Origin of the sequence: Shewanella schlegeliana, assembly GCF_016765635.1 — a bacterium.
Lineage (GTDB): Bacteria > Pseudomonadota > Gammaproteobacteria > Enterobacterales > Shewanellaceae > Shewanella > Shewanella schlegeliana.
In genome coordinates this window covers 379,552-398,194 of sequence record NZ_JAESVD010000004.1, presented here as the reverse complement: position 1 = coordinate 398,194, position 18,643 = coordinate 379,552, and the positions used below count along the sequence as shown (strand labels likewise).

General features: G+C 47.7%; 16 protein-coding genes. 7 read left to right on the top strand and 9 right to left on the bottom strand.

Annotated features, from left to right (window positions below; genetic code table 11):
* Positions 1–72: 72 nt before the first annotated feature.
* The 8 genes from JMA39_RS09420 to JMA39_RS09385 form a co-directional block, all read right to left on the bottom strand.
* Positions 73–729 carry a 3-oxoacid CoA-transferase subunit B gene (locus JMA39_RS09420; protein ID WP_202721618.1) on the bottom strand — a complete coding sequence of 219 codons (657 nt, stop codon included), beginning with the start codon at positions 727–729 and terminating at the stop codon, positions 73–75.
* Between the two features lie 12 nt (positions 730–741).
* On the bottom strand, positions 742–1,461 hold the full coding sequence (locus JMA39_RS09415) for a CoA transferase subunit A (RefSeq protein ID WP_202721617.1): 720 nt from the start codon (positions 1,459–1,461) through the stop codon (positions 742–744).
* A 204-nt stretch (positions 1,462–1,665) separates the two neighbouring features.
* The gene (locus JMA39_RS09410) at positions 1,666–2,565 is read right to left on the bottom strand and encodes a hydroxymethylglutaryl-CoA lyase (RefSeq protein WP_237732744.1); all 900 of its coding nucleotides are present in this window, start codon (positions 2,563–2,565) and stop codon (positions 1,666–1,668) included.
* Positions 2,566–4,686 (bottom strand): acetyl/propionyl/methylcrotonyl-CoA carboxylase subunit alpha, encoded by a 2,121-nt coding sequence (locus tag JMA39_RS09405; RefSeq protein WP_202721616.1) that lies wholly within the window; start codon positions 4,684–4,686, stop codon positions 2,566–2,568.
* A 1-nt stretch (position 4,687) separates the two neighbouring features.
* Positions 4,688–5,563: an enoyl-CoA hydratase-related protein gene (locus JMA39_RS09400; protein ID WP_202721615.1), complete on the bottom strand. Its 876-nt coding sequence runs from the start codon at positions 5,561–5,563 to the stop codon at positions 4,688–4,690.
* 57 nt (positions 5,564–5,620) lie between these two features.
* A complete protein-coding gene (locus tag JMA39_RS09395) occupies positions 5,621–7,228 on the bottom strand; it encodes a carboxyl transferase domain-containing protein (RefSeq protein WP_202721614.1) in 1,608 nt (535 codons plus the stop codon).
* 92 nt (positions 7,229–7,320) lie between these two features.
* Entirely contained in the window at positions 7,321–8,490 is a 1,170-nt protein-coding gene (locus tag JMA39_RS09390; RefSeq protein WP_202721613.1) for an isovaleryl-CoA dehydrogenase, read from the bottom strand.
* A 149-nt stretch (positions 8,491–8,639) separates the two neighbouring features.
* A complete protein-coding gene (locus tag JMA39_RS09385) occupies positions 8,640–9,038 on the bottom strand; it encodes a MerR family transcriptional regulator (protein WP_202721612.1) in 399 nt (132 codons plus the stop codon).
* Between the two features lie 349 nt (positions 9,039–9,387).
* On the opposite strand from JMA39_RS09385, the gene JMA39_RS09380 reads away from it, so the two are divergent.
* Positions 9,388–11,292: a propionyl-CoA synthetase gene (locus JMA39_RS09380; RefSeq protein ID WP_202721611.1), complete on the top strand. Its 1,905-nt coding sequence runs from the start codon at positions 9,388–9,390 to the stop codon at positions 11,290–11,292.
* A gap of 484 nt (positions 11,293–11,776) precedes the next feature.
* A complete protein-coding gene (gene gndA / locus JMA39_RS09375; RefSeq protein WP_202721610.1) occupies positions 11,777–13,312 on the top strand; it encodes an NADP-dependent phosphogluconate dehydrogenase in 1,536 nt (511 codons plus the stop codon).
* Between the two features lie 187 nt (positions 13,313–13,499).
* On the opposite strand, the gene JMA39_RS09370 is transcribed toward gndA, so the two are convergent.
* Positions 13,500–14,390, bottom strand: a complete 891-nt coding sequence (locus JMA39_RS09370) for a 1,4-dihydroxy-2-naphthoate polyprenyltransferase (protein ID WP_202721609.1) — start codon at positions 14,388–14,390, stop codon at positions 13,500–13,502.
* A 337-nt stretch (positions 14,391–14,727) separates the two neighbouring features.
* Here JMA39_RS09370 and JMA39_RS09365 point away from each other — a divergent pair, with 337 nt between their 5' ends.
* From JMA39_RS09365 to JMA39_RS09345, 5 genes are all read left to right on the top strand, one after another.
* Positions 14,728–15,660, top strand: coding sequence for an SDR family NAD(P)-dependent oxidoreductase (locus JMA39_RS09365; RefSeq protein WP_202721608.1), 933 nt, complete (start codon positions 14,728–14,730; stop codon positions 15,658–15,660).
* A gap of 79 nt (positions 15,661–15,739) precedes the next feature.
* Positions 15,740–16,606, top strand: a complete 867-nt coding sequence (tesB, locus tag JMA39_RS09360) for an acyl-CoA thioesterase II (protein ID WP_202721607.1) — start codon at positions 15,740–15,742, stop codon at positions 16,604–16,606.
* Between the two features lie 44 nt (positions 16,607–16,650).
* On the top strand, positions 16,651–17,052 hold the full coding sequence (locus tag JMA39_RS09355) for a YbaY family lipoprotein (protein ID WP_202721606.1): 402 nt from the start codon (positions 16,651–16,653) through the stop codon (positions 17,050–17,052).
* Positions 17,053–17,130: 78 nt separating this feature from the next.
* Positions 17,131–17,736, top strand: coding sequence for a nucleotidyltransferase family protein (locus tag JMA39_RS09350; RefSeq protein WP_202721605.1), 606 nt, complete (start codon positions 17,131–17,133; stop codon positions 17,734–17,736).
* Positions 17,737–17,872: 136 nt separating this feature from the next.
* Positions 17,873–18,595, top strand: coding sequence for a hypothetical protein (locus JMA39_RS09345; protein ID WP_202721604.1), 723 nt, complete (start codon positions 17,873–17,875; stop codon positions 18,593–18,595).
* Positions 18,596–18,643 lie beyond the last annotated feature (48 nt).

Genomic DNA, 18,643 nt, shown 5'->3' with positions numbered 1-18,643 from the left:
TACAAAAAGCCCAGATAATGCTTCTGGGATATCAAAAGATTTAAATCAAATATGTACAGTATCTTTAAAGGATTAAAAGCTCATCTCTGGCACATATTCTGGCACCACAAGCCTACCAGCCGTTTTAGAGACAATCTCCTCTACCGATACGCCGGGTGCACGCTCTAGTAGATGAAAGGCGCCATCTTTGATTTCTAGAAAGGCTAAGTCAGTCAATACCCGCTTGATACAGCCATAGCCAGTTAATGGCAGCTCGCACTTAGGCAATAGTTTAGAATTACCTTTCTTATCGGCGTGCATCATGGTGACGATGATATTGTCAGCGCCAGCCACCAAGTCCATTGCGCCGCCCATGCCTTTAATCAGCTTAGCGGGGATCATCCATGAAGCGATAGAGCCTTGCTCGTCCACTTCAAATGCGCCCAATACAGTGAGATCCACATGACCGCCACGGATCATGGCAAAGCTCTCGCTTGATGAGAAAAATGATGCGCCATCGACCGCGGTAACCGTTTGTTTACCGGCGTTAATTAGGTCGGCGTCGATGGTCTCTTCGGTGGGGAACTCGCCCATGCCCAGTAAACCATTTTCTGACTGCAACATGACATCAATGCCTTCAGGGATATAGTTGGCCACTAAGGTTGGAATACCGATACCTAAGTTGACGTAAAAGCCATCTTGGAGCTCTTGAGCGACACGTTGTGCCAGTTGTTCTCTTGATAATGCCATCGTGCTGCCTCCTTAAGCTTTGTCTGTTGCAGTGGTTGGTTTAACTGTGCGTTGCTCGATACGTTTCTCGAACTTGCCTTGAATCACACGGTTAACGTAAATGCCTGGTGTGTGAATATGGTCAGGATCCAGCTCTCCAGGCTGGACGATATGCTCAGCTTCTACCACGGTGATTTTACCTGCGGTTGCCATCATAGGGTTGAAGTTAGCTGCAGTCTTACGGAACACCAAGTTACCCATGGTGTCGGCTTTCCATGCACGAATCAGTGCAAAGTCTGCTTTGAGTGCAGGTTCTAATACATAGTGACGACCATCAATTTCACGGGTTTCCTTGTCTTCCGCTACTGGCGTGCCGTAACCCGTTGCGGTAAAGAACGCGGGGATACCTGCACCACCGGCGCGAATTTTCTCGGCCAAGGTGCCTTGCGGGGTCAAGATAACGTTAAGCTCACCGGATAACATTTGCTGTTCAAAGGTGGCGTTTTCACCTACGTACGAGGCGATCATGGTATCGATTTGACGGCTCTTTAATAACAGGCCTAAACCAAAGTCATCGACGCCGGCATTATTCGAGATTGCGGTTAACCCCGTGACACCAGTTTTGACCATCTGCGCAATTAAGCCTTCAGGTATACCACATAAACCGAAACCACCGACCATGACGGTCATATCATTACTTAGGCCTGCGAGTGCCTCATCGTAACTTGTGACGACCTTATTTAGTCCTGCCATTATTGTTATCTCCTTATTCCTATATTTAGGAGTGAGTTAAGCCTGTTCTAATCAGTTAGAAGCTAAACGCAGACCTAAGGGGGATCACATCTGCGTTTACAGGCTTATGTTTTGTCCATTGTTAAATCATGCTAGAACCTAGAACCTAGAACCTAGAACCTAGAACCTAGAACCTAGAACCTTCTTTTATTCGCTGAGGGCTCTTTATTCGCTGAGGGCTCTAGCTACTTTAGAGCCCGACTGGCGGCCGAGTGCGTGGCTTATCTTATTGCCTGCATTAACGAGTTTAGTTAAGTCGATACCCGTTTCGATGCCAAGCCCGTGTAACATATAAACTAAGTCTTCGGTGGCTAAGTTACCGGATGCGCCTTTGGCGTAGGGGCAACCGCCAAGGCCTGCGACCGATGAGTCAATTACGCTGACACCAGTTTCTAAGCAGGCCAGAATGTTGACCAGTGCTTGGCCATAGGTATCGTGAAAATGCAGTGCCAGTTTGTCTTTTGGCACCACTTCTGCTACCGCTTCAACCATTCTACGGGCATTAAGTGGCGTGCCAACGCCTATGGTGTCGCCAAGGGAGATCTCATAACAGCCCATTTTGTAAAGTAATTCAGACACCCGAGCCACTTCACTAACGGCTATCTCCCCCTCATAAGGGCAGCCTAAAGTACAAGATACATAACCTCTAACCGGGACATTCTTGGCCTTAGCTAGCTCCATTACTGGGATAAAGCGCTCAATCGATTCCTCTATCGAGCAGTTGATATTCTTCAGGCTAAAGCTTTCTGAGGCGGCACCAAAAATGGCGACTTCATCGGCGCCAGCGTCAAGTGCGAGTTCCAAACCTTTTAAATTTGGAGTGAGCGCACTGTAGGTTACGCCCTTGTGACGAGTGATCCCCGCGAGCACATCAGCTGAATCTGCCATTTGTGGCACCCATTTAGGTGACACAAAGCTGGCGGCTTCAATTCGCTTAACTCCCGCCGCCGCTAAGTCCTCTATCAAGACTATTTTATCTTGGGTCGTGACCGGTTTTTCGTTCTGTAGACCATCACGGGCGCCGACTTCAAAGATACTGACTTGTTGTGGGTAAGAGATTGCCATTTATGCGCTTTCCTCCGCAGCCACAGTTGCTGTTGGCTCAACTTCAGCTTCAACTTCAGCCTCAACCTCGGCTAACAGCTCGCCATCACTAACGAGTTCGCCGGGTTTGAAGAAGAATGCACTGACAACACCGTCAAAGGGGGACTCTATGGTGTATTCCATTTTCATCGCTTCCATCACCATAATGCCTTGGCCCGCTTTTACCACATCGCCAACGCTGACAAGTTGAGTGACGATAGTGCCGTTCATTGGTGCTTTGAGCTTATCTTCAAGATTGTCTTGCTCTTCAATCACTTCTGATTCTAGGGCGCGATAGTGGTAGCTTTTTGAGTTGATAAACAGGGTAAAGTCATCGCCGACTTGGCTAACTGGGAGCTTGATTTTATGGCCGTTAGCTTTACTGGCTTGCTCAGTTTGGCTATCGCTCAGCTTGTGTTGAACAATTTCAGCATGCAGGATCTCGTCAATTAGCTCGCCAGAAAGGGTGAGTAAGTTTTCACTCAGCTGCAGCTGATATTGTGGCTTTCCAGCGACTTGCGTCTCGATTAGCTCAAGGTGATTAATCTCATGATTATCATCGAGTAACGCCACTTGATGTTGGCTAGCACTGTTGAGCCTAAAGCCGCTCACTTCGCCCCAAGGTGAGTAGGGATCATGGCTGGTCAATGTGTCGTTTTTAGCTTGTTGTTTACGGGCACATAGCTGGTACAGCGCGGCTAAGGCTAAAGCGGTTTTGCACTCATCTGATTGGTCATCACTGAGGCCTTGTTGAATTAGCGCATCACCATAACGCTCAATAAAATCGGTGCTAAAGTTGGCATCCTTAAAAGCAGGGTGCTTAGCAATATTAGCGAGGAACTCGATATTATGTTTAAGGCCACTGATCTGATAATCCTCTAATGCATGCACTAAGCGTTGCAGTGCTCGAGGGCGTGATTCATCCCAAGTGATAAGCTTTGAGATCATCGGGTCGTAAAAATTACTGATCACGTCATTTTCACGTACGCCTGAGTCGATACGTACAAATTGGCTCTGCGTGGGTTCGCGTAAAAAATCGAGCTTACCACTGGCGGGCAGAAAATCATTGTGCGGATCTTCAGCATAAATTCGTACTTCAAAAGCATGACCTTTAATCGTCACTTCATCCTGTTTAAGGGGTAACGGACTGCCACTGGCAACCATCAGTTGCCATTTGACTAAGTCTTGGCCCGTGACTAACTCTGTGACCGGGTGCTCTACCTGCAGACGAGTGTTCATCTCCATAAAGTAGAAGCTGTCATCGGTATCAAGCAAAAACTCAACTGTCCCCGCGCCTTCATAGTTAATCGCTTTAGCTGCGGCAACGGCGGCTTCGCCCATCTTGACTCTAAGTGCATCGCTAAGTCCTGGTGCAGGCGCTTCCTCAACCACCTTTTGATGACGGCGTTGAATTGAGCAGTCCCTGTCAGAGAGATAGATGCAGTTGCCATGGCTATCGGCAAAGACTTGGACCTCAACATGACGAGGTTGACGCAGGTAGCGCTCCATTAACAACTTATCGTTACCAAATGAGCTAATGGCTTCACGTCTGGCTGAATTAATTGCATCGAGCACTTCGCTGCTATTTTCAACGATGCGCATGCCTTTACCACCGCCACCAAAGGCGGCCTTAATCAGCAGAGGAAAGCCCATCTTGTTGGCTTCACTGACAAGTAAATTATCGTCTTGAGCATCACCATGATAGCCCGGCACTAGTGGTACATGAGCCGCGCCCATGATCTCTTTGGCGGCACTCTTGCTGCCCATCGAATCAATTGCAGCGGCGCTTGGGCCAACGAAGGCAATATTGGCCTGCTCGCATTTGAGGGCAAAATCGGCATTTTCCGATAGGAAACCATAACCCGGGTGTATCGCCTGAGCGCCAGATTGTTTGGCGATCTCGATAATCAAATCGCCCTTAAGGTAGGAGTCGGCAGGCGCGCTGCCACCTAAATAAAATGCCTCATCGGCCATGGCGACATGGCGAGCATCGATATCGGCATCGGAATATAGAGCAACGGTACGAACGCCCATGGCCTTGGCAGTGTTGATGATGCGGCAGGCGATTTCACCGCGATTGGCAATTAGCAATTTAGTAAACATGTTATTTGGCTCCTTGCCCGCTGGCGTCATTATTATTTTTGTTAGTACGAGAGTGACTCGTTCTGGGCCATTGTGGGCTGCGTTTTTCGAAGAAGGCGTTGAGACCCTCTTGGCCTTCATCTGATACGCGAATACGCGCGATGCGCTCGCTGGTATAGTCCAAGGTGCTTTGGTCTATTACGCCACCTTCGAGCGAGGACAGTAAGGTTTTAACCCAAGCCATTCCCTGTGGGCTGTTGCTGAGCAGCGCATCTATGATTGGCTGAGCCGCAGCCTCTAGATCGTCATGTACCTCGTGGACTATCTGTAGTTGCAGCGCCTTTTGAACATCGAAGCGTTCAGCGGTCAGCATGTAGCGGCGAGCCGCTCGCTGCCCCATAGCGCGAGTGACATAAGGACTAATAACGGCAGGAATAAGCCCGAGTTTGACTTCACTTAAACAAAAGCTGGCGCGCTGATTAGCGATGGCGATATCACTACAGCAGATAAGCCCGAGTGCGCCGCCAAATGCCGCCCCTTGCACCAAGGCAATGGTTGGTTTTGAGAATTTATCCAGCATTGACATCAGCTTAGCAAGCTCGTTGGCATCACTCAGGTTTTGCTCAAAGTCCATCTTGGCTTGCTTGCGCATCCAGTTAAGATCGGCGCCAGCGCTGAAGTTTTTACCGTTGGCTTTTAGTACTAACACTTGGCACTGAATATTGGCACTGAAATGTTCCAGCACCTTAATCATCTCGCTTATCATCACTTCATCGAAGGCGTTGTGCTTGTCGGCTCGGTCCAGCACCATCTGGGCTACGCCGCCATCGAGTGTACAACTCACGTATTGTAATTGTTGAGATAGCTGTTCTATCTCGGTTGTGGCTGAATTATTCATTGTTGTCGATCCATTGTGTTATCTAAGTCGATGTTCCATTTTTAATGCCTTTAGGCATCACATTCGGAATACACCAAACTTAGTCTCTTCAATCGGGGCGTTCAGCGCGGCAGATAGCGCTAAACCAACAACGTCACGAGTTTGAGCCGGATCGATAATGCCGTCATCCCATAACCGGGCGCTGGCGTGGTAGGGGTGTCCCTCCTGCTCATACTTATCGACAATCGGCTGACGGAAATCCTGCTCCTCATCCGCTGACCACTCTATGCCTTTGCGAGCTAAGCCATCGCGCTTAACTGTCGCCAATACACCAGCAGCTTGCTCTCCGCCCATCACAGAAATGCGGGCATTGGGCCACATCCACATCATAGTGGGCTCGAATGCGCGGCCGCACATACCATAGTTACCTGCGCCATAACTGCCGCCAATAATCACGGTGAACTTAGGTACATTGGCACAAGAAACAGCCGTTACCATCTTAGCGCCGTGTTTGGCTATGCCTTCATGTTCGTACTTTTTACCAACCATAAAGCCGGTGATATTTTGTAGGAACAGTAGTGGGATTTTGCGTTGGCAGCACAGCTCGATGAAGTGAGCGCCTTTTTGCGCCGATTCAGAGAACAAAATACCATTGTTGGCCACAATCCCAACGGGATAGCCATGAATACGGGCAAAGCCACACACCAAGGTGTTACCGTAGTTAGCTTTAAACTCATCGAAATCAGAGTCATCGACTAGGCGGGCAATCACCTCTTTCACATCGAACGGTTTTTTAAGGTCGGTGCCCACAATGCCGTAAAGCTCGTTGATATCAAATTTTGGTGGTTTTACAGGGCTAAGTTGAGCGCGAATCTCTTTTTGGTGATTAAGGCGTGTCACGGCTTTGCGGGCAAGCTCTAGTGCGTGCTCATCATTTTGCGCCATATGATCGGCTACGCCGGAAATTTTGGTGTGCACCTCGGCGCCGCCGAGCTCCTCAGCTGTGACCTCTTCACCGGTTGCAGCTTTGACCAATGGCGGACCCGCTAAGAAGATGGTGCCTTGCTCTTTTACGATAATCGACTCATCGGCCATCGCTGGTACATACGCGCCACCTGCGGTGCAAAGCCCCATTACTACGGCAATCTGTGGGATACCTTTGGCAGACATCTGCGCCTGGTTATAGAAGATGCGACCAAAATGATCTCTATCGGGGAAGACTTCATCTTGGCGAGGTAGGTTTGCGCCGCCAGAGTCCACCAAATAGATACAGGGCAGGTGGCAACGGCTGGCAATATCTTGAGCGCGTAGATGCTTTTTAACGGTAACCGGGTAGTAGGTACCGCCTTTTACCGTGGCATCGTTAGCGATAATCATGCATTCGACGCCACTGACACGACCAATGCCGGCGATAACACCTGCTGCGGGTACTACATCTTCATACAACTCGAAGGCGGCAAACTGTGAAATTTCAAGAAAAGGTGAGCCGGGATCAAGTAGCTTTTCGACACGCTGGCGTGGCAGCAACTTGCCCCTTGAAAGATGACGGTTACGAGCAACTTCTCCGCCGCCTTGTTCAATCTGATGTAATTTTAATTTTAAGTCTTGAACCACGGTAGCCATGTCATCAAATTTAGCTTTAAACTCATCGCTACGTGCATTAATACGGCTGCTTAGTTGCGTCACAATTTCAATCCTTTTGAAGCGGTCAGAGTGAGGCGGCTAATGGCGGGCCGCCTTTATGCATTGCTTATAACCCTGAGAGACGGGTATAGGCTTTACTTTGATTCGTTAAACAGCTCGCGGCCAATCAGCATGCGGCGAATTTCAGATGTGCCAGCACCAATTTCATAGAGTTTGGCATCACGCAGTAGTCGGCCTGTGGCGTATTCGTTGACATAACCGTTACCGCCAAGAAGTTGAATCGCATCGAGAGCCATCTTGGTGGCAAGTTCAGCTGAATAGAGGATGGCGCCGGCTGCATCTTTACGGGTGGTTTCCCCACGGTCACAAGATTTAGCCACGTTGTAGATATAAGATTTAGCAGCGTTCATGCCAGTATACATGTCAGCAAGCTTGCCCTGTACGAGCTGGAATTGACCGATAGATTTACCAAACTGCTCACGCTCATGAATATAAGGGACGACGATATCCATACAGGCGGTCATGATCCCAAGTGGGCCACCTGAGAGCACGACACGCTCGTAATCTAGGCCACTCATCAACACCTTTACACCATTGTTGAGGCCGCCAAGAATGTTCTCTTCTGGTACTTCGCAATCTTCAAACACCAGCTCACAGGTGTTGGAGCCACGCATACCTAGCTTGTCGAGCTTCTGAGCTGTACTAAAGCCTTTAGAACCGCGCTCAACAATAAATGCAGTAATGCCGTGGGCACCCTTATCGAGATCGGTTTTGGCGTAAATCACATAGGTGTGAGCGTCAGGCCCGTTGGTGATCCACATCTTGTTGCCGTTGAGTATGTATCTGTCGCCCTCTTTACGAGCGTGCAACTTCATCGATACCACATCTGAGCCCGCATTAGGCTCACTCATGGCAAGTGCGCCAATGTGCTCGCCACTGATAAGCTTTGGTAAGTATTTGGCTTTTTGCTCACTGTTACCGTTGCGGTTGATTTGGTTAACACACAGATTAGAGTGGGCGCCATAACTTAGACCTATGGACGCCGAAGCTCGTGAGATCTCCTCCATGGCGACCACATGGGCAAGGTAGCCCATATCGGCTCCACCATACTCCTCTGAAACCGTTACGCCCAGCAGCCCCATGTCACCAAGTACCGGCCAGAGTTCGTTGGGAAAGGCATTATCGAGATCGGTTTTTGCGGCGATAGGCGCGATTTCGTTGGCGGCGAAGCTTTGAACCGCATCGCGTAACATATCGACCTCTTCACCGAGGCCGAAGTTTAGAGAGCTGTAGAGTTGAGTCATCTGCTTGTGTCCTGTCAATTTTATTTGTATTCAAGTTCAGCGATCTTTGCCGTGATACTTGGGAAGTCCGTTTAATTATCTGTCTAAGTTCTACTTTTTAAATCAGTGCTTAACCTTATTGCTGGGGAGATGTTTTATTGTGCAGTGCTCTATTGTGCATTGTTGGCTAACGCATCGCGGCATTGCTGCTCCGCCGAGTTAAGCTCCATCAGCACGACCTTGATGTCATCCATCTGTTGCTGAAGCGATACCTTTTTCTCTTCGACTAGCTCAAGCATGGTGTGCAGTTGGCTACTACTGTTCTTATCGGCATCGTAAAGCTCGAATAAGCGCCTTGTTTCGGCCAGTGAAAAGCCTAAACGCTTGCCACGCAGAATAAGCTTGAGCCTGACTCTGTCTTTAAGGCTGTATATACGTGTTTGGCCACGGCGCTTAGGTTTTAAAAGCCCCTGGTCTTCATAGAAACGAATACTTCGAGTCGTGATATCAAACTCTTTAGAGAGATCACTGATTGAGTATGTCGTCTGTGGGAGTTGATTCTCTACCATCAAAAAACACCAAAATTGTTCACATTTACTGCACGATATATGAAGTTTACGTAAAGGTAAAGTTTGCAGCCCTCGCCGATAATGACTTTTATGTCAATCGCGCTTGCCACTAGGGCCAATTCAGCTAGGGCAATAAAGAGGCTTGCTCTATCTATATTCCTTTAAAACAATTAGTTAACTCATTTGGCTTCAGTGTTAGCTCTGCAGATTAATCACAGCTTGCTACCTATTCTAAGGTCTAATGGGGATTTTTTGTGCGCGGTAGCATAATGCGCTTAAGAAAGAAGTGAACAAAATATGCTCGTATTTAGGGCTGTTAGGCAGAGTTTTAGCAAATGGAGTCAGCATTGTGATCGATAAAAATAAGCAGCTACATGCCAAATCCATCGCTCAACCCGAAAGCTTTTGGGCCGAGGCGGCAAGCAAAATTGATTGGTGCTCGTCATGGGATAAGGTCTTAGATGACAGTGAAGCGCCTTTTTACCATTGGTTTAAAGGCGGCAAAATGAACACCTGTTATAACGCCGTAGACAGGCATGTTGAAGCCGGACGTGGCGATCAAATCGCTTTGCAATACGTTAGCCCCGTTACCGAGAGTGAGTACGGGATCTCCTATCGTGAGCTGCAAGCGCAAGTGAGTAGGCTCGCAGGCTACATGGACTCCGTCGGAGTAAAGAAAGGTGACAGGGTGGTGATCTATATGCCAATGGTGCCGGAAACAGCATTTGCTATGTTGGCCTGTGCGCGTATTGGCGCGATTCACTCTGTGGTATTTGGTGGTTTTGCGGCAAATGAGCTAGCCACCCGCATTAACGATGCTAAACCTAAGCTTGTGCTTTCCGCCTCTTGTGGCATCGAGCCTTCAGGCGTTATCGCTTACAAGCCTTTGCTCGATGATGCGCTTGAGCAAGCGACTCATAAGGTGGATCGCTGCTTAATATTAAACAGGAGTCAGTTAGAGGCTAAGTTACAGCCTGAACGTGATTATGACTGGCAGTCGGCAATGGCTACAGCGCCTAATATCGATTGCCTGCCCGTCGATGCTACCGATCCACTCTATGTGCTGTATACCTCGGGAACCACGGGTCAGCCTAAAGGGGTGGTGCGTGATAACGGCGGTCATGCGGTGGCACTCGCTTGGTCGATGAAGCATATCTATGACATTAATGCTGGAGATACATTTTGGGCGGCATCAGATGTTGGTTGGGTGGTGGGGCACTCCTATATCGTTTATGGCCCATTGCTGGTGGGTGCGACCAGTATTCTGTATGAAGGCAAGCCTGTTGGCACACCTGATCCCGGGGCATTTTGGCGCACCATTGCTAAATATAGGGTGAAGAGTTTCTTCACAGCCCCTACGGCCATACGTGCAATTAAGCGTGATGATCCCGATGGTGACTATTTACAGAATGTTGACCTCGCTTGCCTAAAGAACGTGTTCTTGGCTGGTGAGCGCTGCGATCCCGACACTTTGCACTGGGCTGAAGACAAGCTACAAAAGCCAGTTATCGATCACTGGTGGCAGACAGAAACGGGCTGGCCAGTGGCGGCTAATTTGATGGGATATGCTCCGGTTGTGGTCAAAGCGGGTTCGCCCGCTTTAGCGGTGCCCGGTTATCAAATTGATGTAGTCGATGTCATGGGAGATGAAGTCGAGCCTAACGAGTCCGGCAATGTGGTGATTAAATTGCCATTGCCACCGGGAACATTAACCACCCTTTGGCAAAATGAGCAGCGTTTTCAAGATAGCTACCTTTCTATGTATCCCGGGTATTACCTGACGGGTGATGCAGGCTATAAGGATGAAGATGGTTATCTTTATATTATGAGTCGCATCGATGACATTATTAATGTGGCGGGGCACAGACTCTCAACAGGTCGTTTTGAAGAGGTGCTCTGCCAACATGAGGCAGTTGCTGAAGCTGCGGTAATTGGCGTTAAAGACGTACTTAAGGGGCAAGTGCCTTTAGGGCTGGTGGTATTGAAGAAAGGCGCTAACTTAAGTGATGATGAACTTAACAGCGAGCTGATGAGCTTAGTACGTCAAGAGATAGGGCCGGTGGCATCTTTCAGGCTGGTAAGCGCGGTGCAGAAGCTGCCTAAAACACGAAGCGGCAAAATTTTGCGCGGTACCATGCGCAATATCGCCGACAATCAAAGCTACAAGGTGCCAGCAACCATCGAAGATCCTGCCACACTCGATATCGTACGTAACACCTTAACCCGTATGGGCTATGCCGATGCGCATGTTTGAAGAAGGTCCTAGGAAAAGCAGGTTCTAGGAACGAGGAAAGCTAAGACGATACAGGCAGGAAAAGCAAAGCTGAGACGGTATAAGCAGGAAAACCAAAGCCAGGTTCTAGGAAAAATAGGTCCTAGGGACGAGGGAAGCTGAGACGATACAAGCTGCAAAAGCAAAGGTAGAGATTTATGCCGTCAGGGGGAGCATGCTTGTTGAAGGGCTATTTCTATCAAAGAGCCATACCGATTGATATAACTGCAAGCGTAGAGAAAAAGCTGAAGCTTAGGTTTCAGCTTTTTTGTTTTTGAACTAAATTTATTGTTCATTATTAATAGCTAATTGTTAACTCATTTGGCTTTTTCTAGTAATTAAGTTACCAAAGTCTGTATAATCACTAACAAAATTAAACCTGTCATCCCAATAAGCAGCACCAGTTATTGTTGCCTATATAAAATAATAGACGGGTAATTCTCTGTGACCTACGGAAGAAATCTACATGAATAACCAATCAAATCTTTACGATATCGGCGTTATTGGCTTAGGTGTAATGGGTAAGAACCTTGCACTTAATATAGCCGACAATCAATATCGTGTAGCAGCATTCGATCTTGATGAACTCAAGGTACAAGACACTGTTCTGCAAGAAGAACTAGAACGTAAGCGATACTTAAAAAAGATAACTGAGCCACGAATAGAAGGCTGTAACAATTTTTCTGAAATGTTATCTAAATTAGAAAAACCGCGTGTATTACTTCTTTCTGTCCCCGCAGGTGCTCCCGTTGATGGGGTGTGTCAGTCGCTGATTGAAGCCGGGATCGACAGTGATGATATCGTGATTGATACTGGCAACAGTTTATGGACCGATACGGTTGAGCGCGAGCAGCGCTACGCTAATGATTTCCTTTTCTTTAGCTGCGCGGTCTCTGGTGGTGAAGTCGGTGCTCGTTTTGGTCCATCTTTGATGCCTAGTGGTAGCTTAAAAGCCTGGAATAGAATTGAACCAATCTGGCAAGCGATCGCAGCTAAAGTTGATGCTAAAACGGGTCTACCTATCGAACGTTTCGAGCCGGGCAACCCGGTGAAAGAGGGCGAGCCTTGCACCACCTATATTGGCCCAGCGGGTTCTGGCCATTACGTTAAGATGGTGCATAACGGTATCGAATATGCCGATATGCAACTTATCTGCGAGGCGTACCAGCTATTGACTCAAGGTTTAGGCTTAACGGCCAGTGAAGTCGGGGAGGTATTTGAACGCTGGAACAAAGGCAGTTTGAATAGTTACCTAATGGAGATCAGTGCCGATATCCTTAAACAGGCCGATCCATTAACGGGGGCGCCGTTAGTGGAGATGATTCTTGATAAGGCGGGGCAGAAGGGCACGGGTCTTTGGACGGCAGTAAGCAGTCTGCAAATAGGTTGTCCTGCTCCTACCATTGCTGAAGCGGTATATGCTAGAGCGCTCAGTACTCAAAAGACTCAGCGTCAGCAGCTAAGTCAGCGGTTATTAGGGCCGACTAAGAACCTAGTCAGTATCGATAAACAAGCTTTTATCGAACAGCTGGAAAGTGCACTCTATTGTGCCAAAGTGTCTTGTTACGCCCAAGGTTTTCAGCTCATGACGATGCAAGCTAAAGAGCAAGGCTGGCAGTTAGATTTTGCCGAGATAGCTAAGATCTGGCGCGCAGGCTGTATTATTCGCGCGAAATTTCTGCAGTCGATTACTCAGGCTTATCAGCAAGATGGTGAACTTGAAAACCTGCTGATGGCCGATACTTTTGCTAAAGCTTTGTCTGAAAAGCAGCAAGATTGGCGAGTGGCTGTCTCGCAAGCGGTTCTGAGTGGTATACCTGCACCCTGTATCAGTTCGGCTTTGGCTTATTACGACAGTTATCGCTGTAAAACCTTGCCAGCGAGTTTACTACAAGGGCAGCGAGACTATTTTGGCGCCCATACCTTTGAGCGCATAGATAAGCCTGTAGGTGAGAAGTATCACCTGAACTGGAGCGGCGATCGCAGCTTAAACAAGGTGTAGCCGACCCCTGCTAGCTGATGTGTATTGTCTATTTATCTCAAGGCTATTTATCTCAAGAGTCTTATTTCAAGATTATTATTTAAAAATAGGCACTCAAAACGAGATGCACAGGACAATACCCGAAAACAAAAAAGCCTATCAATTTTGATAGGCTTTTTTGCTTGTTAGAGTTTAGCAAGTGGCAAGACTAGGACACTAACAGATAGGTATCGATAAGCAGACCAAGGCTGAACAGCGCGCTGAAAATCATGGTCAGCTTAGCGGTGCGACCAAGTAATGGGTTGAGAGCTACGCCTGTTACCTCATTAAAATCACGGCTTAACTTTCTTGCCATAATAAATGCGAGTCCAGCCAAAAGCACCGGCAGACCAGGTAGTGCACCCATAAAGAAACCAGCAATGATGATGGCAAACGGAAGGAACACAAAGCTTTGGTAGAAAATACGCGATTGCTCTAACCCCATACGAACCGCTAGTGTCTTTTTCCCAGCTTTGATGTCTGTTTCCATATCACGGGTGTTATTCACTAGCATAATTGCTGCATTCAAAAAGCCGATAGCACAGCCTAGCAACCAAGCACTGGTTGCGGTTTCACCCGCTTGTAAAAAATAACTTCCCACAACCGCCACAAGGCCGAAGAACACGAATGCAGCCACTTCGCCAAGGCCGTGAGAGGCGAGTGGGTATGGGCCGCCGCTATAACCTAAGGCGCCAAGAACCGCAGCCAAGGCTAAAAAGGCGATAGGTAGACCACCATGATAGATAAGGAACGAGCCGACAAGCAGGGCTAACACTAGACATAAGATCATGGCGTTACGCACTGCTGTTGGACTTAACATACCACTTTGGGTGACACGAACAGGCCCTAGGCGTTCTTCGGTATCGACACCACTTTTAAAGTCAAAATAATCATTAGCTAGGTTTACGGCAATTTGCAGTAGCAGGGCACAGAGCATTGAAACAGCCGCGATGAATAGGCTGAACTGCTCAAGTTGCAGTGCGAGTACGTTACCGACCAGCAGTGGTCCAATCGCCGCGGGCAAGGTGCGAGGGCGGATGGCAAGTATCCAAGGATTCATGGTTTATATTTACTTACAGAGGTTTACGTCAGAGAAAACAGACATAAAGGTAAAAAAAGTTGGCATAGCATAGCAAATTTAACAACTTCTAAAAAGTGGATTTTATAGCAGCAAAAGTGGTTAGCTTAACACTTTGCTAAGCATTACTATTTTTCAGTTTGGCTTATTGAATAAGTTTGAACTAGCGCACAACTGTTAGGCAGGAGTGTATGCAATATTACACCTCTAAAGTGAACCCAGAATATGAGCGATTGTTTTCGCTTTAGATTCGAAACTGCTGTATTAGCAGTTAACGACTACATTTGTATTGAACGAATTTGCTTAGGGGTCAAAAACTATGCGTTTTGAGGGACAAGTCGCAGTAGTGACAGGCGCGGCATCAGGCTTAGGTAGAGCCTATGCAATCGCCTTAGCTGAGCGAGGAGCAAGGGTCGTTTTGGTGGATAATGAAACGAGTCAAACAAAGGATGTTAGCTCCAGCATGACAAACATAGAACCCGATTCTGGCCTGCAAGCCTGTGGCGCTGCAATAAATGCCTTAGGAGGGGAGTTTAAGTCCTACATCCTGGACGTCACCAGTGTTGATGACATCAATGCGATGGTTGATGATCTGGTGCAAAGTTGGGGCCGAGTCGATATTTTAATTAATAATGCGGGTATTCATAAGCCCTGTCCATTTGAGCAGATGAGTGCCTCGAGTTGGAAGCATCATCTGGATGTGGATCTCAACGGTACTTTTTACATGACTAAGGCCGTTTGGCCCTTGATGAAGCGCCAGAGCTATGGTCGGATCGTGATGAGCAGTGCTAGCTCCATCTATGGCGATATGTACGAGACCAGCTTTAGTGCCAGCAAGATGGCAGTGATGGGCCTCGTTAACAGCCTTCACCATGAGGGCGCAGAGCACGGGATTAAAGTTAACAGTATTATTCCCCATGCTGTCACATCAATGACCGCAGATCATTTAGCCCCAACAGTTAGGCCACTTTTTACCAAAACAACCGTTACCGCCACTATGTTGTACCTGTGTAGCTCTAAAAGCCCATCGGGTGAACACTTGCTCGCGGCGGCTGGCGGAATTAGTCATGCGGCCTTAGTCGAGTTTAATCCTAGGCGGTTTAAAGCCGAAGAGTGCACTCCTGAGGTGATCACCGAGCGCTGGCATGAACTCTACCACGCAAAACCCGTTACTGCTCACCGAAGTGGTGAGGCACAGGTGCTTGCTTGGGCAAAGGCGTCGGCAAATCAGCGTCGTATCGTGTTGGAATAGCACTGAATAGCGTAGAACTGGCGAGACTAGGGGATCTTGAGTTAAGCTTATGGCTTTACTGTCAGAGTTTTAAGTTGTAATGAGCCAAGTATTAGATGATCTTTTAGCATTACTTTCTTTAGAGCGGATCGAAGAAGGGCTGTTTCGTGGCCAAAGCCAAGATCTAGGTTTTGGACATGTCTTTGGTGGTCAAGTCATGGGGCAAGCCTTAAGTGCGGCAAAACAGACCGTCTGCCCAGACCGTAAAGTGCACTCTTTACACTCCTACTTTTTACGCGCCGGTGATGAGAAGTTGCCGATTGTGTATGACGTTGAAATCATGCGTGATGGTGGTAGTTTCAGTGCCCGCAGAGTAAAGGCTATTCAGAAAGGCCGTCCCATCTTCTATATGACTTGTTCTTTTCAAACTGCTGAAGAGGGCTATGACCATCAAGCGGTGATGCCTGATGTGCCAGGGCCTGATGGTCTGCTAAACCAACAAGAACTAGCGATGACATTAAGAGATAAAGTGCCATCTAAAGTGCTAGAAAAGTTTATGGCAGATACACCAATTGAGATGCGCTTGGTCAACCCAAGCGATCCTATCGCACCTAAAGCCCGTGAACCGATTCGTCACGTGTGGATCCGTGCTAATGGCCAAGTGCCAGATAATTTCTGTGTTCATGATTACTTGCTCGCTTATGCGTCAGATTTTAACTTCTTAGTCACTGCGGCGCAGCCACATGGAGTCTCATTTTTGACGCCGGGCATGCGTATGGCCACTATCGATCATGCGATGTGGTTCCACCGCCCGTTCGACTTGAGTCAGTGGCTTTTGTATAGCATAGACAGTCCTAATGCCAGTGGCGGAAGAGGTTTTGTAAGGGGCCAATTCTTCAATCAGCAAGGTGAGCTGGTGGCGTCTGCAACCCAAGAAGGACTTATTCGCATGACTAAAAAATCATAGTCAGCGTTGATAACCATTACTATTTGATACTCAGGATTAGAATCATGATCTCATTGATGAAAAAAAGCATTGTTCTCGTATGCATGTTGCTATTAACGGCATGTGTGACCGTGGAAGAGAAGCCACCTGTGGTGGTTAATGGCGCGGCGGGTTATTTAGAGAAGTTACCTTTGCCTCAAGGTAGCTCGATTACGATTGCGATTATCGACCTCGATACACCGGGCGTGATTGTGGCACAAAAGAGCTTCAATATAGTCAGAGCGCCCGTGCCGTTTAAGTTTTTGCTACCGGCCGATAGCATAGATAGCAGCATCAATTATGGCGTGGTGGCGATGATCCAATATCAAGGACAGGTAATATTTCAGACCTATGATCGCTTTGCGGTGATTAACAATAACAAGTACACCACCGAAGTGCTGATGAAAGCCGTGCCAGCACCAAGATAGAAGAAAAGATTGATAGAAAGGAGCTTCGGCTCCTTTTTTACTGCCCGGTATAAGCCATATATTTGGGAGCGATATAGGATGAATAAATCCGAGAACGACTCTTTACCCGCGCAAATAGATTATCAAGAGCTGTTGAAGCGGTGGTTACTCGAAGATGAGTACCGACTTCAAGCCCTGTTAGCCGCCCAGCAGTTAAACCTTAACGATTGGATGCTAGCGGCAGGTTTTGTGCGTAACTTAGTTTGGGATAAGTTACATGGTCTGCAAACGCCGCTTAATGATATCGACCTTATCTATTTTGACTCGAGTGACCTGTCTGTTGATAGGGATGTGGCAATCGAAGCGGAGTTAAATCGGATCGCCCCAATCTACCCTTGGTCTGTTAAGAATCAAGCGAGAATGCATCTGCGTAATCAGCATCAAGGATATATATCAAGCCTAGATGCCATGAGTTACTGGCCTGAGAAACAAACGGCAGTGGGGGTGAGCAGTGTGTTAGCAGTAAAATCAACTCGCTCAATAGGGTCTAGCTCTTTGATTTTACATAGTCCGTTCGATTTAGCTTGCCTGTTTGATCTAACGCTACAACGTAATCCCAAGGTAAAGTGTGCGTTGTTTGAGCAGAGAGTGAAAAGTAAGCGGTGGTTGCAAACCTACCCTAAGCTACGAGATAATGGTGGTTGATGAACTTTTGAGCAGGATTTTCCAAAACGTTAGAACCTAGCTAGAGAACGATGATGCTATCGCTCGCTGGCGTTTTTCGTGTTGATTGCTGTCGATTGTTATAAATTTATTTTGTTGTTAAATGGTGGCTTAGTCGATGGAACCTTATCTTGATGCGATAAAAGAGATTAAAGAGTTAGCGAAGGCAGAGGAGATCCATCGAGTCGATGATGTGTCGATCTATCTAGAGCGCTTTACTGATCTTGATTTAATCGCTACAGGCATCTACGCCGAGGTGTACGAACTGCCTGGAGAGCCAGACAAAGTCGTTAAGCTGTGTAACAGTAAGATCGATGGTTACTACCTGTTTGCCCGCTGGTGCATGCGCCCAGAAAATCAAGACAACCCCCATGTTCCAACAATCCACCGTGAAGACTCGATTGAATTGAGTAGCGGTCGGGTGGTGCGCTTTTATGTGATGGAGCGGCTTGAAGATATCACCGATGACGGTAAAGAACCAACTCGCCCCAGCCATTTTCACGATTATGACTTTGGTAAACTCTGGGGCACCTTGCGTACCATGACCTTACCCTTTGCCGATCCTGAGAAGCCTTTTAGCGATGAGGTCCAAAGTGTTGATGAGTTTGTCGAGCAGATCCAAGAACCTCGAGCGCACTTCTATATGAATGCCGCTGAACGTAAGCCTGTGGTGATTGATGATGAGATTATCGATGAGCATGAAGAGCTGCTGAAAACCTTGTTCAAAGTACTGAGTTTTATTGATGACCATGGGGTGATGGACTTGCATGGCGGTAACTATATGCTTCGGGGGGATACCATAGTGATTACCGATCCTATCTCCCACAAATACGCCAATTGATACATCAATAAGGCTCGATGCAGTTAAAGAAAAAGGGCTGAAAAACAG

Excerpts from the sequence above, each read along its gene's own strand:
- JMA39_RS09420 (WP_202721618.1), bottom strand. The coding sequence starts at position 729 with ATGGCATTATCAAGAGAACAACTGGCACAACGTGTCGCTCAAGAGCTC.
- JMA39_RS09415 (WP_202721617.1), bottom strand. The coding sequence starts at position 1,461 with ATGGCAGGACTAAATAAGGTCGTCACAAGTTACGATGAGGCACTCGCA.
- JMA39_RS09410 (WP_237732744.1), bottom strand. The coding sequence starts at position 2,565 with ATGGCAATCTCTTACCCACAACAAGTCAGTATCTTTGAAGTCGGCGCC.
- JMA39_RS09405 (WP_202721616.1), bottom strand. The coding sequence starts at position 4,686 with ATGTTTACTAAATTGCTAATTGCCAATCGCGGTGAAATCGCCTGCCGC.
- JMA39_RS09400 (WP_202721615.1), bottom strand. The coding sequence starts at position 5,563 with ATGAATAATTCAGCCACAACCGAGATAGAACAGCTATCTCAACAATTA.
- JMA39_RS09390 (WP_202721613.1), bottom strand. The coding sequence starts at position 8,490 with ATGACTCAACTCTACAGCTCTCTAAACTTCGGCCTCGGTGAAGAGGTC.
- JMA39_RS09385 (WP_202721612.1), bottom strand. The coding sequence starts at position 9,038 with ATGGTAGAGAATCAACTCCCACAGACGACATACTCAATCAGTGATCTC.
- gndA (WP_202721610.1), top strand. The coding sequence starts at position 11,777 with ATGAATAACCAATCAAATCTTTACGATATCGGCGTTATTGGCTTAGGT.
- JMA39_RS09370 (WP_202721609.1), bottom strand. The coding sequence starts at position 14,390 with ATGAATCCTTGGATACTTGCCATCCGCCCTCGCACCTTGCCCGCGGCG.
- JMA39_RS09365 (WP_202721608.1), top strand. The coding sequence starts at position 14,728 with ATGCGTTTTGAGGGACAAGTCGCAGTAGTGACAGGCGCGGCATCAGGC.
- tesB (WP_202721607.1), top strand. The coding sequence starts at position 15,740 with ATGAGCCAAGTATTAGATGATCTTTTAGCATTACTTTCTTTAGAGCGG.
- JMA39_RS09355 (WP_202721606.1), top strand. The coding sequence starts at position 16,651 with ATGATCTCATTGATGAAAAAAAGCATTGTTCTCGTATGCATGTTGCTA.
- JMA39_RS09350 (WP_202721605.1), top strand. The coding sequence starts at position 17,131 with ATGAATAAATCCGAGAACGACTCTTTACCCGCGCAAATAGATTATCAA.
- JMA39_RS09345 (WP_202721604.1), top strand. The coding sequence starts at position 17,873 with ATGGAACCTTATCTTGATGCGATAAAAGAGATTAAAGAGTTAGCGAAG.